Origin of the sequence: Pseudoxanthomonas sp. Root630 (assembly GCF_001427585.1) — a bacterium.
Taxonomy (GTDB): Bacteria; Pseudomonadota; Gammaproteobacteria; order Xanthomonadales; family Xanthomonadaceae; genus Pseudoxanthomonas_A.
Genome location: NZ_LMGY01000012.1, coordinates 631,597 through 645,809 on the forward strand (window position 1 = coordinate 631,597; position 14,213 = coordinate 645,809).

At 66.4% G+C, this 14,213-nt stretch carries 14 protein-coding genes and 1 tRNA gene; 6 read left to right on the forward strand and 9 right to left on the reverse strand.

The window, feature by feature from the left end; all coding sequences use genetic code 11:
- Position 1: 1 nt before the first annotated feature.
- From gspD to ASD72_RS08965, 3 genes are read left to right on the forward strand one after another with little or no spacing between them, the layout of a single operon-like run.
- Positions 2-2,203: a type II secretion system secretin GspD gene (gene gspD, locus ASD72_RS08955; protein WP_056879561.1), complete on the forward strand. Its 2,202-nt coding sequence runs from the start codon at positions 2-4 to the stop codon at positions 2,201-2,203.
- On the forward strand, positions 2,200-3,048 hold the full coding sequence (locus ASD72_RS08960) for a glycosyltransferase (RefSeq protein ID WP_056879842.1): 849 nt from the start codon (positions 2,200-2,202) through the stop codon (positions 3,046-3,048). The genes gspD and ASD72_RS08960 overlap by 4 nt, the downstream gene beginning before the upstream one ends.
- On the forward strand, positions 3,032-3,889 hold the full coding sequence (locus ASD72_RS08965) for a glycosyltransferase family 2 protein (RefSeq protein WP_235577977.1): 858 nt from the start codon (positions 3,032-3,034) through the stop codon (positions 3,887-3,889). Before ASD72_RS08960 ends, ASD72_RS08965 begins: the two co-directional genes overlap by 17 nt.
- Here ASD72_RS08965 and ASD72_RS08970 read toward each other — a convergent pair.
- The 5 genes from ASD72_RS08970 to thiS form a co-directional block, all read right to left on the reverse strand.
- Positions 3,886-4,290 carry an ACT domain-containing protein gene (locus ASD72_RS08970; protein WP_056879563.1) on the reverse strand — a complete coding sequence of 135 codons (405 nt, stop codon included), beginning with the start codon at positions 4,288-4,290 and terminating at the stop codon, positions 3,886-3,888. The genes ASD72_RS08965 and ASD72_RS08970 overlap by 4 nt on opposite strands.
- Positions 4,287-6,146 (reverse strand): SLC13 family permease, encoded by a 1,860-nt coding sequence (locus ASD72_RS08975; RefSeq protein WP_056879564.1) that lies wholly within the window; start codon positions 6,144-6,146, stop codon positions 4,287-4,289. Before ASD72_RS08975 ends, ASD72_RS08970 begins: the two co-directional genes overlap by 4 nt.
- A gap of 33 nt (positions 6,147-6,179) precedes the next feature.
- Positions 6,180-6,914 carry a tRNA (guanosine(46)-N7)-methyltransferase TrmB gene (trmB, locus tag ASD72_RS08980; RefSeq protein ID WP_056879565.1) on the reverse strand — a complete coding sequence of 245 codons (735 nt, stop codon included), beginning with the start codon at positions 6,912-6,914 and terminating at the stop codon, positions 6,180-6,182.
- Positions 6,914-7,708, reverse strand: a complete 795-nt coding sequence (locus ASD72_RS08985) for a thiazole synthase (RefSeq protein ID WP_056879566.1) — start codon at positions 7,706-7,708, stop codon at positions 6,914-6,916. The genes trmB and ASD72_RS08985 overlap by 1 nt, the downstream gene beginning before the upstream one ends.
- Before the next feature lie 62 nt (positions 7,709-7,770).
- Positions 7,771-7,971 carry a sulfur carrier protein ThiS gene (gene thiS / locus ASD72_RS08990; RefSeq protein WP_056879843.1) on the reverse strand — a complete coding sequence of 67 codons (201 nt, stop codon included), beginning with the start codon at positions 7,969-7,971 and terminating at the stop codon, positions 7,771-7,773.
- A 175-nt stretch (positions 7,972-8,146) separates the two neighbouring features.
- On the opposite strand from thiS, the gene ASD72_RS08995 reads away from it, so the two are divergent.
- From ASD72_RS08995 to ASD72_RS09005, 3 genes are all read left to right on the forward strand, one after another.
- Positions 8,147-9,946, forward strand: a complete 1,800-nt coding sequence (locus ASD72_RS08995; RefSeq protein WP_164490776.1) for an autotransporter domain-containing protein — start codon at positions 8,147-8,149, stop codon at positions 9,944-9,946.
- A 79-nt stretch (positions 9,947-10,025) separates the two neighbouring features.
- A tRNA-Gly gene (locus tag ASD72_RS09000) sits at positions 10,026-10,099 on the forward strand.
- Positions 10,100-10,203: 104 nt separating this feature from the next.
- Entirely contained in the window at positions 10,204-11,931 is a 1,728-nt protein-coding gene (locus ASD72_RS09005) for a site-specific integrase (protein ID WP_343123683.1), read from the forward strand.
- A gap of 190 nt (positions 11,932-12,121) precedes the next feature.
- Here ASD72_RS09005 and ASD72_RS09010 read toward each other — a convergent pair whose 3' ends face one another.
- Genes ASD72_RS09010 through ASD72_RS09025 form a run of 4 tightly spaced genes read right to left on the reverse strand, consistent with a single transcriptional unit; the run spans position 12,122 to position 14,209 of the window.
- Positions 12,122-12,793: an MIP/aquaporin family protein gene (locus tag ASD72_RS09010; protein ID WP_056879569.1), complete on the reverse strand. Its 672-nt coding sequence runs from the start codon at positions 12,791-12,793 to the stop codon at positions 12,122-12,124.
- Complete coding sequence (locus ASD72_RS09015) at positions 12,790-13,284, reverse strand: arsenate reductase ArsC (RefSeq protein ID WP_056879570.1); 495 nt, start codon at positions 13,282-13,284, stop codon at positions 12,790-12,792. The genes ASD72_RS09010 and ASD72_RS09015 overlap by 4 nt, the downstream gene beginning before the upstream one ends.
- Positions 13,281-13,721: an arsenic resistance N-acetyltransferase ArsN2 gene (gene arsN2 / locus ASD72_RS09020; RefSeq protein WP_155944557.1), complete on the reverse strand. Its 441-nt coding sequence runs from the start codon at positions 13,719-13,721 to the stop codon at positions 13,281-13,283. Before arsN2 ends, ASD72_RS09015 begins: the two co-directional genes overlap by 4 nt.
- Positions 13,721-14,209, reverse strand: a complete 489-nt coding sequence (locus ASD72_RS09025; RefSeq protein ID WP_056879572.1) for an ArsI/CadI family heavy metal resistance metalloenzyme — start codon at positions 14,207-14,209, stop codon at positions 13,721-13,723. The genes arsN2 and ASD72_RS09025 overlap by 1 nt, the downstream gene beginning before the upstream one ends.
- Between the last annotated feature and the right edge of the window lie 4 nt (positions 14,210-14,213).

Consider the following 14,213-nt stretch of genomic DNA (forward strand, 5'->3'; position numbering starts at 1 on the left):
CATGACGTCACGCGTGATCCTGTTTTCCCTCTGCCTGGGCCTGTTGGCCGGTTGCGCGAGCGCCCCGGTGCCCGACGTGCGCCGTACCTCGCCCGCCACGGCGGGCGAGGTCGCCCCCGGCACCGCCCAGACCGCGCCGCTGCAGGAGGCCGAAGCGCCTTCGACCGGTCCGCAAGCGCAGATCCGCCGCGGCAACGGGCAGATGATCAATCGCAGCGCGGCCAGCGCACCCGCGCCCTCGTTGGGTGGGGCGAGCAGCGGCTCGGCCACCTTCAATTTCGAAGGCGAATCCGTGCATGCCGTGGTGAAGGCCATCCTCGGCGACATGCTGGGCCAGAACTACGTGATCGCGCCGGGCGTGCAGGGCACGGTGACGCTGGGGACGCCCAAGCCGGTGTCGCCGGCCGAGGCGCTGAACCTGCTGGAGATGGTGCTCGGCTGGAACAACGCGCGCCTGGTCTACACCGGCGGCCGCTACAACATCATCCCGGCCGACCAGGCGTTGTCCGGCAGCGTGGCGCCACGCACGGGTCCGGCGTCCAGCGCACGCGGTTACGAGGTGCGCGTGGTGCCGTTGCGCTTCATCTCGGCCAGCGAAATGAAGAAGGTGCTGGAGCCGTATGCGCGGCCCAATGCCATCGTCAACGTCGATGGCACGCGCAACGTCATCACCCTGGCCGGCACGCGCAGCGAACTCGAGAACTACCTGCGCACCGTCGAGATCTTCGACGTGGACTGGCTGTCCGGCATGTCGGTGGGCGTGTTCCCGCTGCAGTCCGGCCGTGCGACCCGCGTAGTCGCCGACCTGGAGAAGGTATTCGGCAACGACAGCAAGACGCCCAGCGCCGGCATGTTCCGCTTCATGCCGCTGGAAGGCGCGAACGCGGTGCTGGTGATCACGCCGCAGCCGGCCTACCTCGACCAGATCCAGCAGTGGCTGGAGCGCATCGACGGCGCGGGCGAGGGTAGCCGCCTGTATTCCTACGAACTGAAGTACATCAAGGCGCGCGAACTCGCGCAGCGCCTGGCCGAGGTCTTCGGCGCCTCCGGCAGTGGTGCGTCCAGCGATGGCCGTTCGACCGGCGGGACCGGCAACGTCTCGCTGATGCCGGGTACCGATGCGGTGCAGATCAACGACGGCGGCATGAACGGCAACAACAGTTCCGTCGATTTCGGCGGTAGCGGTTCCAGCTCCAGCAGTGGCCTGGGTGGCGGCTCGCTGTCGCTCAACCAGCGCGACAACGGCAACGGTGCGGTGACGCTGGAAGTCGATGGCGCGCGCGTGGGCGTGGCGGCGGTGGAAGAGACCAACACGTTGCTCGTGCGTTCCAGCGCCAGCGCCTGGCAGTCGATCCGCGAAGTGGTCGACAAGCTCGACGTGATGCCGCTGCAGGTCCACATCGAGGCGCAGATCGCCGAGGTGTCGCTGACGGGCGACCTGAGCTACGGCGTGAACTGGTATCTCGAACGCGCGATGACGGACAACGGACTGGGTCCCTTCGCCGACCCGAGTGCCGGTGGCCCGAGCCGCTGGAGCACGCTCGCCGGCAGCATCGGGGGCGTGAGCGGTGCCGGCGCGGTCTGGACGCTGGTGAAGAACGATGCCGCCGCCGTCATCACGGCGCTGGATGAAGTCTCCGACGTGCGCCTGCTGCAGACGCCGTCCATCTTCGTGCGCAACAACGCCGAAGCCACGCTCAACGTGGGTAGCCGCATTCCGATTTCCTCGGTCACCGTCAATCCAGGACTGGGCACCGACAACAGCTACAGCCAGGTGCAGTACCTGGATACCGGCGTGATCCTCAAGGTGCGCCCGCGCGTCACCAAGGACGGCATGGTGTTCCTCGACATCGTGCAGGAAGTGAGTTCACCGGGCAGCGAGCCCGACGCCAATGGCAACGTGCGCATCAACACGCGCCGCTTCAAGACGGAAGGAGCCGTGCAGGCCGGCAACACGGTGATGCTGGCGGGCCTGATCAGCGACACCGCGACCCAGGGTTCCTCCGGCATCCCGGGCCTGAGCCGGCTGCCGATCATCGGCGGGCTGTTCGGCAAGAAGACCACCGGCACCGAGCGCAGCGAAGTCATCGTGCTGCTGACGCCGACCATCGTCAGCAACCCGCAGGAAGCCAACGACCTGACCGATGAGTACGGCAAGCGCTTCCGCGCGCTGGAACCGCTGAATACCCCGCGCTCCAAGTGACGCCGTCGGCCGCATCGTCCCTGCCCATCGTCCTGCTGCCCATCGGCACCGACGATGACGCGCTCGATGCGTGCCTCGGCGCGCTGGACGCCGGCACGCCGGAAGGCGCACGCGTCTGGCTTGCCGACGATGCGCAGGCCGGCCCGCGCGGCCTGGCCATCATCGAGCGCTGGTTGACGCGCACGCGCCTGCAGGCGGATTACACCCGCCGCCCGCGCATGCTTGGCGAGGTGGCGCACATGGACCAGATGCTGGCGGCCTGCGGCGATGCGGATGTCGTCGTGCTGTCGCCCGACGCGCAGCCGCTACCGGGGTGGTTGCAGCAATTGGCCGCGTGCCTGGCGCGCGATGCCGCGATCGCCACGGCCACGCCCTGGTGCAACGCCGGCGAAACCACCGCCTGGCCGCGCCTGGGAGAGGTGGGTCCGCTGCCGGACGACGTCGAACGTACCGCGCACGCCTGTGCGGCGATGCCGCCGCTGCATCCGGAACTTCCCGCAGCGGTCGCCCACGCCGTCGCCTTGCGCGGCAGCGCACGGAAGCGGGTCGGTGGATTGGACGCCGCGAGCTACGCTTCGTGGTATGCGGCGCTGGTCGATCTGTCGTTGCGCTTGTCGGGACTGGGCTGGCGCAATGTGCTGTGCGAGACCGCGTTCGTCGCGCGCGGCGGCGAAGGCGGGCCGGCCGATGGCGACATGGATGCGTTGAACGCGCGCTGGCCGGCCTTCACCCCGCGGCTCGCGAGCTTCCTGATGGCCGATCCGCTGCGCGAGCCCCGCGAGCGCCTGGCCGCCCTATATGCGGACGTCGGATCGCCGGAGCGCCAGCGTGACCTCTTCGGCTGAGCAGGGCGGCATCGCCGTCGTGGTCGTGACCCACGCCAGCGCGAGCACCATCGACGACTGCCTGATGCGCCTGCGCGTTGCGCATGGCGTGGACGAGATCCGCATCGTCGACAACGCCTCCGCCGACGGCACCATGGACATCGTGCAGCGGCACGCGCTGCAGGACGCGCGCCTGCGTTTCATCGCCAATCCCGACAATCCGGGGTTCGCCGTGGGCTGCAACCAGGGCGCGCGCGACACCCACTCGCCGTGGATCGCGTTCGTGAACCCGGACCTGATGGTGGAGGGCGACACGCTGTCGCGCCTGCGCGCGCACGCGGCAGGCAGCGCGGGCGAAGCATTGCTCGGCGCGGACCTGGTCGACGAGGAGGGCGTGCGCGATGCGGCGGCGCGGCGGCGCGATCCCGTGTTCGCCGCGATGCTGACATCCCCGGGCGCAGCGTCCCGGCTGGGCGTACCGGTCGATGAGGGCAGCGTCCTGCAGCCGGTGGATATCGTGTCTGGCGCGCTGATGCTGTTGCCGCGCACGTTGTTCGACCGGGTGGGGGGCTTCGACGAAACGTACCGCCTGCACGCCGAGGACATGGACCTGTGCCGCCGCGCGCGCGAAGCGGGTGCGTTGCTCGCCGTCGCCAACGACGTACGCGTGCTGCACATCCGCGGCGTGTCCAGCCGCTCGCGGCCGCTGTTCGTGGAGTGGCACAAGCACCGGGGCTTGTGGCGCTACTTCCGCAAGTTCGAAGCGACGCAGCGCGGCGTGTTCACGCAGCTGGGCGTGTTCGGTGCGATCTGGTCGCATTTCGGCGCGGTGTTCGCGCGCATCCTGCTGCGGCGCCGCTAGACCTGTACGAATCCGTCTTCGATGCGATGGCCGACGCTGCGCAGGGCCGACATCGCATCGTCCAGTTGATGCGCCTGCACCAGCACGTAGTCGGTGTCGTAGGTCGACAGCGCGAAGATGCCCACGCCGGCGGCGGCCAGCGGATCCAGCACCGCCTTGAGGATGCCGGTCAGCGCGAAGTCAAACGGCCCCTGCAGCTTGAACATGCGCCAGCCGCGCTGGCAGCGCACGTCGTCGGGGACGAGCTGCTCTTCGCAGACGAGCGACAACTCGTCGTCGGTCCAGCCGGCGTGTCGCATGCCGGCCGTGGGCCACCAGCCGGGCAGGGCGGCATCGGCCGGCAACTGCGCGACGGCGTAGCGCGCCGGCAACAACGCGAGCGTCAGCGAGGGGGACGTCATCCGGCGCGACCGTTCCACCAGAACAGCGCATTGACCGCGAGCACCACCACCACGGTGTAGATCAGCGACAGTGGACCGCCCACGCGCCACAGCTGGCGCGAGGTGTAGTTGGCCGGGCCCACGACCATCGAGATCACCGGGTTCGACGCCGTCATCAGGTTGTTGGAGGCCGACAGCGCCACGATCAGCGCGAACGCGGTGGGATTGCCGCCCGCGGCCAGCGCCAGGTTGATCGCCATCGGCACCATCACGATGGTCGCGCCCACATGGCTGATGACCAGCGAGAACGCGGTCGTCAGCAACGCGATGGCGATCTCCAGCACCCAGACCGGGATGCCGTCCGGCAGGCGCTCGACGGTATGGCCGGCCACCCAGGCCGCCGCACCGCTGCTGTCCATCGCCCAGCCCAGCGGGATCAGCCCCGCCATCAGGAACACGGTCTTCCAGTTGATCGCGCTGTAGGCCTCGTCCATGCGCAGCACGCCGGTCAGCAGCATGCCGGCCACGCCGGTCATCAGCGTCAGCGCGACCGGCAGCTTGGAGGTCAGCGCGATGATGATGGTGATCGCGAAGATGGTCATCGCGATCTTGAACTTGTGCGGGCGTTGCTCGCCCTTCGGGTAGTCGGTGACGACGACGAAGTCGCGGCTCTCCGCAGCCAGGCCCAGGTCCTGCCAGATGCTGTGGAAGACCAGCATGTCGCCGGCGCGGAGCTTTTCCTCGCGCACGTTCTCGCGGATGACCTTCTTGTCGCGGTTGATCGCCAGCAGGCTGATGCCGTTCTGCTTGCGCAGGCGCAGCTCGCGCGCGGTCTTGCCGATGAAGCGCGAGGTCGGCGGCACCACCGCTTCGGAGATGCCGGCGCGGCTGGGATTGAAGAGGTCGCCGAAGTGGCGCAGGCGCGAAGACAGGCGCAGGAAATGGTTCTGCGCGAAGTCGCCGATCTCCTGTCGCTTGCCCATCACGCCCAGCACGCTGCCGACCCAGATGCGCATGTCGGCAGGCGGTGCCAGCCGGGTGTCGTTGCCGGTCTGCAACGCCAGCATCAGCGGGGCGTCGTGCAGCGCTTCGGCTTCGCCCAGCGACATGCCGACCAGCGGACTCTCTGCGGTGACCACCAGTTCGAACACATCGCCTTCGATGCCGTAGGTGTTGGCGAAGTAGCTCTCCGTGCGCGCCGGCGTCACGTTGGTCTCGGTCTCGTCGCGGAGCTTCTTGTCGCCGTAGTAGCGGAAGTACAGCAGCGAGGCGATCACCAGCACCAGGCCGATCGGCCATGGCGCGAACATCCGCAGCGGCTCCAGCGTGGCCATGCCGGAGGGCAGGTTGTTGTTGGCCGAGACCAGCAGGTCGTTGAGCAGGATCAGCGGCGAGTTGCCGACCATCGTGAAGGCGCCACCCATGACGATGGCGGCCGCGATCGGCAGCAGCAGCCGCTGCAGCGACAGGCCGGTGCGCGCCGACAGGCGCGAGGCCACCGGCATGAACAGCGCCATGACCGACGGGTTCTGCATGAAGGACGAATTGAGGCTGGCGATGGCCGTGGTCATCAGCAGCAGGCGCTGCTCGATGCCGTGGCCGCGCCGCAACAGCCACGATGCCAGGCGGTTCAGCGCGCCGGTGCGATCCAGGCCGGCGCCGAGGATCATCGTGGCGATGATGCTCATCACCGCGTTGCCGGAGAAGCCGCCGAAGATTTCCTCCGGTGCGATCAGGCCGGTGATGCCCAGCACCACCAGCACCACCAGCGCGACCAGGTCCGCGCGGATGCGTTCGAACAGGAACATCGCCATCGTGAAGCCGACCAGCCCGAGGACGAGCTTCATGTCGTTGGTCAGCGTCAGCGCGTTTTCCATGTCGCGGTCGGTTTCCTGGTGCGTGCTGCGGAATTACCCGCGGTCGTACAGAAGATCCCACACCCCGTGGCCCAGCTTCTGGCCGCGGGTCTCGAAATGGGTCTGCGGGCGCCACGCCGGGCGCGGCACGCTGCCGCGCGGACCGGCGCGGTTGGTCAGCCCCGGCGTCGCATCCAGCACGTCCCACATGTGTTCGGCATAGGCCTCCCAGTCGGTGGCGCAGTGCAGGCGGCCACCGGGGCGCAGCTTGCGCGCGATGAGCGCGGCGAACTCGGGCTGCACCAGGCGGCGCTTGTTGTGGCGTTTCTTGTGCCACGGGTCGGGGAAGTAGATGCGCACTTCATCCAGCGAGCCGTCGGCCACTTCATGCTGCAGCACTTCCACCGCATCGTGGTGGTAGACGCGCACGTGGTCGCTGCCGTCTTCGGCCAGCGCGTTCAGCAGGCGGCCGACACCGGGAGCGTGCACCTCAAGGCCGAGGTAGTCGCGGTCCTTGTCGTGCGCGGCGGCGAAGCGCAGGGCCTCGCCGTTGCCGAAGCCGATTTCCAGCACCCGGGGTGCCGTGCGCCCGAACACCACGTCGTAGTTCCGCGGCGCACCGGTGTAGTCCAGCCCGAACCGCGGCCACTGCGTATCGAAAGCGCGCTGCTGGGCATCGGTGAAGCGCCCCTGCCGCAGCACGAAGCTGCGGATTTCGCGCCGGCCTTCGCTGATCGTGAATGGCTTGGGCGGTGTCTTGGCGCCCGGGCTGGAAAACGGATCCGTCATCAGCCGATCAGTCCGTCGATCGGGCTCGATGCCGAGGCGTTGCGCTTGCGCGGGATGCGGCCTGCGAGGAAGGCCTCGCGGCCGGCTTCCACGGCTTTCTTCATGGCGCTGGCCATCAGCACGGGATGCTTCGCCCCGGCGATGGCGGTGTTCATCAGCACGCCGTCGCAGCCCAGTTCCATGGCGATGGCGGCATCGGAGGCGGTGCCCACACCGGCATCGACCAGCACGGGGACCTTGGCGTTCTCGATGATTTCCAGCAGGTTGTACTTGTTCTGCACGCCCAGGCCGGACCCGATCGGCGCGGCCAGCGGCATCACCGCGACGCAGCCGATCTCTTCCAGGCGGCGGGCCAGGATCGGGTCGTCGCTGGTGTAGACCATCACCTGGAAGCCGTCGGCGACCAGCTTCTCGGCAGCGGCCAGCGTCTGCACGACGTCGGGGTAAAGGGTCTTCGGGTCGCCCAGGACTTCCAGCTTCACCAGGGTGTGGCCGTCGAGCAGTTCGCGGGCCAGTCGGCAGGTACGCACGGCGTCGTCGGCGGTGTAGCAGCCGGCGGTGTTCGGAAGCAGGGTGTAGCGGTCCGGCGGCAGCACGTCGAGCAGGTTGGGCTCGTTCGGCGACTGGCCCAGATTGGTGCGACGGATGGCGACGGTGACGATTTCGGCGCCCGCGGCCTCGGTGGCCAGGCGGGTTTCTTCGAAATCCTTGAACTTGCCGGTGCCGGTCAGCAGGCGGGAACGGTAGGTCTTGCCCGCGATCACCAGCGGGTCATGGGGGACGGTGTTGGACATCCCCCGATTATCGCCGATGTTGGGGGCGGGGTGGCATGGCGGGGCTGCCCCGCGCGCCCGGATCAGCCGCCGCCGAGGGCGTGCACGATCTCGACGCGGTCGCCGGCCTTCAGCTGCGCATGCGCGTGCTGGCCACGGGGGATGATCTCGCCGTTGACCTCGACGGCGACGCGGCGCTCGGCCAGGCCCTGCTGCTCGAGCAGTGAGAGGAGGGTGCTGTGGTCGGGCAACGCGTGCGGTTGCCCATTCAACTGGATGTCCATGGCCGCATTGTCGCCGATGGCCGGCGCCATTGCCGCATTGCAGCGTGTGCCCCGGCCGCCTTTGGTGGAAGGATGCGCGCCATGCGCAGCCGTACGGCAGAGCCGGCGCGCAGCCCATCATCACCATGCCCCGGGAGAGTCCATGAAGCGTTCCAGTTCGCCCGTCCGTTCGTTGCTGGCCGTTGCGCTGGCGATGGCGGCAGTCCCCGCCCTGGCCCAGAACGGCCCCTACACGCAGACCGTGTTCTTCGGCGACAGCCTGACGGACGCCGGTTACTTCCGGCCGTTGCTGCCGGCCAGCGTCCGCGCCGTGACCGGCCAGTTCACCACCAATCCCGGCTTCGTCTGGTCGCAGTACCTGGCCGAGTACTACGGCACCAGCGCCTATGCGAACGGCAACGGCCAGGTGGGCACCAACTACGCCGCCGGCGGCGCCCGCGTGGGTACCAACACCACCGGCGCGCTGGGTCCGATTCCTTCGCTGGCCACGCAGGTCAACACCTACCTGACCTCGACCGGCGGTCGCGCGGATCCCAACGCGCTCTATACCGTGTGGGGCGGCGCGAACGATCTGTTCACCATCACCAGCGGTGGCGCCAATCCGACCACGACCATCGGCGCCGCAGTGACGGCGCAAGTGGGCATCATCGGCACATTGCAGGCCGCCGGCGCGCGCTACATCCTGGTGCCCACGATCCCGGACCTGGGCGTGACGCCCGGTTTCCGCGCCCAAGGCACGGCTGCAGCCGCGGCGGGCACCCAGCTCTCCACGACGTACAACACCGCGTTGTTCGATGCGATCAACACGGCGGGCTTCCGGGTGATTCCGCTGGATACGTTCACCCTGCTGCAGGAGATCGTCGCCAGCCCGGCCGAGTACGGTTTCGCCAACGTCACCGGCACCGCGTGCCAGCCGCAGATCACCGCCAACTCGCTGACCTGCAACCCGACCTCGTACGTCACTCCGAATGCGCCGGACACCTACGCGTTCGCCGACGGCGTGCATCCCACGTCGAAGGCGCACAGCATCCTGTCGCAGTACGCGGTGGCGATGCTGGAAGGGCCGCGCCAGATCGCGCTGCTGCCGTACACCGCGTCCGTGCATGGACGTGCCCGCGCCGACCGCGTGGCATCGCACGTCGCCGGCAAGCCCGACGCCGATGGCATGCGCTGGTGGGGCGACCTGCGTGGGGATTTCCTGCGCTACGGTCATGGCGACCTGTACGACGGCGCCGGCCCGATGGGCACGTTCGGCGTCGACTGGTCGCGCGGCTCGCTGGTCTACGGTGCCTTCGCGGGCTATGGCCGTGCGCAGTACGACTTCGGCAAGCGCAGCGGCAGCTTCGACGAATCCGATGCCACGCTGGGCGGCTTCGCCGGCTGGTACGGCGATCGCCTGTGGGCGAACGCGCAGGTCAGCTACAGCTGGATCTCCTACGACGTGGACCGCGAAGTGCAACTGGGCGACGTGACCCGTCGCCACAGCGGCTCCCCGGACGGCACCAACCTGAGCCTGGGCCTGAGCGCCGGCTACCAGTGGGGCGAAGGCGCGTTCCGCCACGGTCCGGTCATCAGCGTGCTGTCGCAGACGATCGAGATGGACGGCTACAGCGAGAGCAACGTCAACTCCAGCGCGCTGGCGTACCCGGATCAGGACTTCGACTCGCTGATCGGCAGCGCGGGCTACGAGGTCAGCTATGCCATCAACGATCACCTCCAGCCCTACGCGCGCCTGACGGTGGACAAGGAGTTCGAGGATCCGGCCGAGGAAGTGTTCGCGCAGGCGCTGTCGCTGCCCGGCACCAACCCCTATGCCGTGCCCGGCCTCGATACCGACGACGGCTATGGCACGCTGCTCATGGGGGCGCGCACGAAGCTGTTCGGCTTCGACGCCAACCTGGGCGTCACCACCACGGTGAACCAGGGCGGCGGCACCAACACCACGGCGTTCATGACGCTGGGTGGCAACTTCTGATGCACCCGGGCAATGCGGCGCCGCTCTCCGGCGTCGCATTGCCTTGCCGCCCGGGCCGGCATAGACTGCGGCCGTCCGCGCGGGTGTAGTTCAATGGTAGAACTGCAGCTTCCCAAGCTGCTAGCGTGGGTTCGATTCCCATCACCCGCTCCACTCAAGCCCAATCATGCGCCTAAGTGCATGAATTTGCAAGGGTTTTAGTCGAGAAAACGAGATTTCAAACGACCTCTTTAGGTATCGTTTGGGGTATCGTTTCAGTGCCGAAGCCGCTGCTTCTATCTCGTCCCAGCGGGCTCTATGTCCGCTTCCTCGTTCCCACCGACTTGCGTGCCGTTGTTGGCTCACGTTTTTTGGTGCGCGCTTTGCATGTGCCCTCTGGTGACGCCGCTCGACTGGTCGCGGCGCACATGGCCGTGGCACTCTCGGTCATGTTCAAGGCCTTGCGTGCGGGGAAAAAGATGGACGATACGGATATCGCTGAACTACTGAGGAAAGCGGCGAATGGCGACCTACAAGACCTCATCCTAAAGGGGGTGAAGTTGTCGGATGGCACCTCGATGGAGGAGGTGCGCATCGACACGCCGCAAGATGCCACCATGTTTGCCGAGATATTGCGGCGACCCGCGTCGCGTAAGGCGGCAGTGGATGAAGGGGCGCACGAACGGGGAGAGCGTCGACGCGAACAGATGCGCCAGTCCTCTGCAAGACTTCAGGCGCAGGCCCCTCCCCAGGAAGATCCCATTTCAGTGCTGGCGAGGGTGCCTCGCAAGAAGCGGCTTTCAGGCGCCATTGCTCGTCACCTTCGAGCCCTCAAGCACCTTCGCCGGCTCGAGCCCAACACCATCATGGAGAGCAGGCACACCCTGCGCATTCTGCTGGGTGTGGTGGGGGACATGCCGGCTTCTTCATTGAACGTGGACCATGCTCGGGAAGTGATGGCTGCAGTAGAGCACTGGCCGAAAAACGCAACGCAGGTGCCTGACTATCGTGGCCTAAGCGTCAAGGAGATTGTGCGGCTTTCAAAGGAGAACAAAGAGCCTAGGCCAGCGCTCCGCACGCTGAAGAAGCATTGGGACCGGCTCAACGTGTTTACGACGTGGCTAACAAAGCAGGGACTGCTCCAACACAATCCAATGGGTGCTATCGAACAACCGAGTGAACACACCATTGATGCTGAGGCGGAATCGAGAAGGCCTTTCAGTCACGAAGAACTGAAAGCCGTGTTCGGCCCAGCATTTAGCCGTTGGGCAGCCAAATGGCCCCATCGCTATTGGGGCGTTGTGTTGGGGCTCTACAGCGGTGCCCGCGTGGCAGAAGTGGCACAGCTGAGTGTCGCTGATGTTCTGTTCGTTGAGGACGTTCCCGGCTATGTCATTACGCACAAGATCAAAGGCAACAAGGTTAAAAATCCCAGTAGCAAGAGATTTGTCCCGATGGCTCAGCCGGTAATTGATGCTGGGTTCTTAGGCTATGTCGAAGAAGTCAGAGCGGCTGGATTGACGCGGTTGTTTCCGAACCTTCCAGGCGGCAACGGGTTGAGCTATGGCCGGCAGTTGTCTAGGCAATTCTCTGCGTTCATTAAGACGCAGGGCATCGACGAGCCAGGTATGGGTTTCCACGCGCTGCGCCATTACCTCGTCACGCATCTTGACCGAACGTTGCAGGCTCAAAGGATGAAGCTGGGAGATCGGAATGAAGCCATCGGTCGAATTACGGGGCACTACAAAATTCCGGATACAACCCTTCGGAACACTTACGTGGACGAGCGGGGCTTACCCATTCCATCCTTTGTAGAACCGGAAACGCTTTCCGAGCGAGTGGCGACGCTGGCGTTGTTCTCACCACCTGTAGAAATTCCGGCTTACATTCCTGGGCAGTTTGCAGGCCAACTGAAGGAAGCTGCCGCTAAGAAGCGTCGCGCTGAAAGACAGGAAACAGAAAAGCCCAAGGCCAAGTCCGCGCCGAAGCCCGGTGTCCGTCGCTAGGCGGCTAACGCTTGCCAGAACGCTTAATCGTTTTTCGTTTGGTAGAACCTTTGCGCAGACGCTTGCCGTGGGCGTCGTATCCCGCGGCCTTCAACAACGAGTTGGCGGCGCGCTCCGCGGCGCGTTGAGCTGCTTTGTCCATGCCCTGGTTTACCACCATGGGCGTGTTTGGCAAGCCGAGTAGCGTGCGTCAGCGCGACGAAGTGGCGGCCGGACCCCAAATCCACTTTGCCACCATCGCGGCCGCAATGGCGGCCAGGACTTGCGCTGCCACGAACCACGGAACGCCGGAGAGCTGGATGCCTGAAAAGCTGTCCGTGAATGCCCTGGCCAGGGTCACCGCTGGGTTCGCGAACGACGTCGAGGCCGTGAACCAATACGCCGCCGTGATGTAAGCAGCCACTGCCAGAGCGGTTGAGGTAAGGCCATGCCGCGCAACTCCCGCGATGACTAAAACGAGGCCGAAAGTGGCAACGAACTCGCTCCACACCTGGGAAATTCCTTCGCGCACGTGTTGCGAGGGAGAGAACGGCGCAAGGTCAAACATCGCATGCGCGGCCGCCACGCCCAGCAGAGCCCCAACAAATTGCGCGGCCATGTAGCCGCACGCCTCTTTGGGGGCCAACTGCTTGTCCAGCGCCATTGCCAGGGAGACTGCGGGGTTGAAGTGCGCGCCGGAGACCCCGCCGAAGAGTTGGATGAGTGCGAACAGACCGGCGCCCGTGGCCAATGCGTTTGCCAGCAGGGCCAGCGCCGTGTTCCCGCCCGACAAGCGCTCGGCCATGATGCCCGAGCCGACCACAATCGCCAGCAGAAAAGCCGTGCCCAGAGCCTCGGCGACGAGGCGACGTCCCCAGGTCATTGAGAACCCAGCGCCCGCACTTCGTTCTGCAGGGACAGGCCGTCCAGCTTGTCCATGGGCAAAGACAGGAAAAGGCGTAGACGCTGGGAAATTGCCTGCGCGGTTTTCGCGAACGCGACCCGCTTGGCGTCGTCGTCGCCGTCGACGTGCGATGGGTCAGGGAAGCCCCAGTGCGCGGTCGTCGGAGACCCGGGCCAGTAGGGGCAGGCTTCGCCCGCCGCGTTGTCGCAGACCGTGATGATGAAATCCATCTGCGGTGCGCCTGGCGCCGCGAACACGTCCCAGCTTTTGCTGCTCATCCCTTCCGTGTCACACCCGAGCTTCTCGAGCGTTTCCAGGGCGAACGGGTTCACGCGTCCCATGGGTTGGCTGCCGGCGCTGTAACCCTTGAAGCGGCCTTCAGAGAGGTGGTTCACCAAGCCTTCGGCCATGATGCTTCGGGCGCTGTTGCCGGTGCAAAGAAACAGGATGTTGTAGGGCTTGCGGGTCATGACGACGGGATATCCCTGAAGAGGCAGACGGCGGAGGAGGGGCAGAGCGATCGAAACTCGGCGGTCGCCAGAATGTCTGGCGGCATCGAGGCCCTTTCGGCGGAGACGTAGCCAAGGCGAGTGAAAAACGCTTCGGCCGTTTCGGTGAGCAGGACCACGCGGGTGATGCCACGGGAACACGCGTTCTGCTCCAAGGCGCTCACCAAGCCGGCGCCCACGCCCAGGCCGCGGGCCTGAGGCAACACCACCAGCGAACGAAGAAGGCCGGCAGGGGCATGCGGTTCCAGTCCAACGACGCCCACAAGGGCGCCGTTGGTTTCAGCAACTAAAAACTCCACCGCGCTTGCCGACAGGTCGGCAGTGGGAAGCCCTGCTGCTGCCAGCATGTCGCGGATGGCCGCGCCGTCGGAAGGGGTGGCGGCGCGGACGGTGGGCATCAGCAGCAGCCGGACGAGGCGCTTCCGCACGAGGCGGCCGGCGGCTCACTGGGCCGTGTGGTGGGGGCGCAGCAGGCTTGCGCCTGGGCCTGTGTGTCCTTGCCGTCGCGGCTGCCGCCGTAAACGGGAATGTCGCCCATGGTGTGGAAGGCTTCCCACACGATGCCTTGCGGGTCTTCCAGCCAATGCTTGTCCGAACGGGCATAGCAGCAGTTGGCGCCCTGCTCGGGTTCGCTGCCCAGTCCTGCGGCCAGGGCGCGCCCCTCAATTTCCGCCAGTTCCTCGGCGCTTTCCACCTGGATGCCCAAGTGGTTGACGCCTACAGCGTTTGCGCGCGTCGAAATCGCGAAGTTGACGCGGGGATCTTCCAGCATCCATTTCGCGTAGTCCTGCTTCTCGACGCTGGGCTGGGTGGCGAACAAGCCCGAATAGAAGCGGATGCTCTCGGGCAGGTTGTTGACGGAGACGTGGACGTGTAGACGTTTCATGGTG

Coding starts and splice junctions, on each gene's coding strand:
- arsN2 (WP_155944557.1), bottom strand. CDS start 13,721: ATGCCCACCGTCCGCGCCGCCACCCCTTCCGACGGCGCGGCCATCCGC.
- gspD (WP_056879561.1), top strand. CDS start 2: ATGACGTCACGCGTGATCCTGTTTTCCCTCTGCCTGGGCCTGTTGGCC.
- ASD72_RS08985 (WP_056879566.1), bottom strand. CDS start 7,708: ATGTCCAACACCGTCCCCCATGACCCGCTGGTGATCGCGGGCAAGACC.
- ASD72_RS08970 (WP_056879563.1), bottom strand. CDS start 4,290: ATGACGTCCCCCTCGCTGACGCTCGCGTTGTTGCCGGCGCGCTACGCC.
- ASD72_RS08975 (WP_056879564.1), bottom strand. CDS start 6,146: ATGGAAAACGCGCTGACGCTGACCAACGACATGAAGCTCGTCCTCGGG.
- ASD72_RS09015 (WP_056879570.1), bottom strand. CDS start 13,284: ATGACCCGCAAGCCCTACAACATCCTGTTTCTTTGCACCGGCAACAGC.
- trmB (WP_056879565.1), bottom strand. CDS start 6,914: ATGACGGATCCGTTTTCCAGCCCGGGCGCCAAGACACCGCCCAAGCCA.
- ASD72_RS09010 (WP_056879569.1), bottom strand. CDS start 12,793: ATGACCTGGGGACGTCGCCTCGTCGCCGAGGCTCTGGGCACGGCTTTT.
- thiS (WP_056879843.1), bottom strand. CDS start 7,971: ATGGACATCCAGTTGAATGGGCAACCGCACGCGTTGCCCGACCACAGC.
- ASD72_RS09025 (WP_056879572.1), bottom strand. CDS start 14,209: ATGAAACGTCTACACGTCCACGTCTCCGTCAACAACCTGCCCGAGAGC.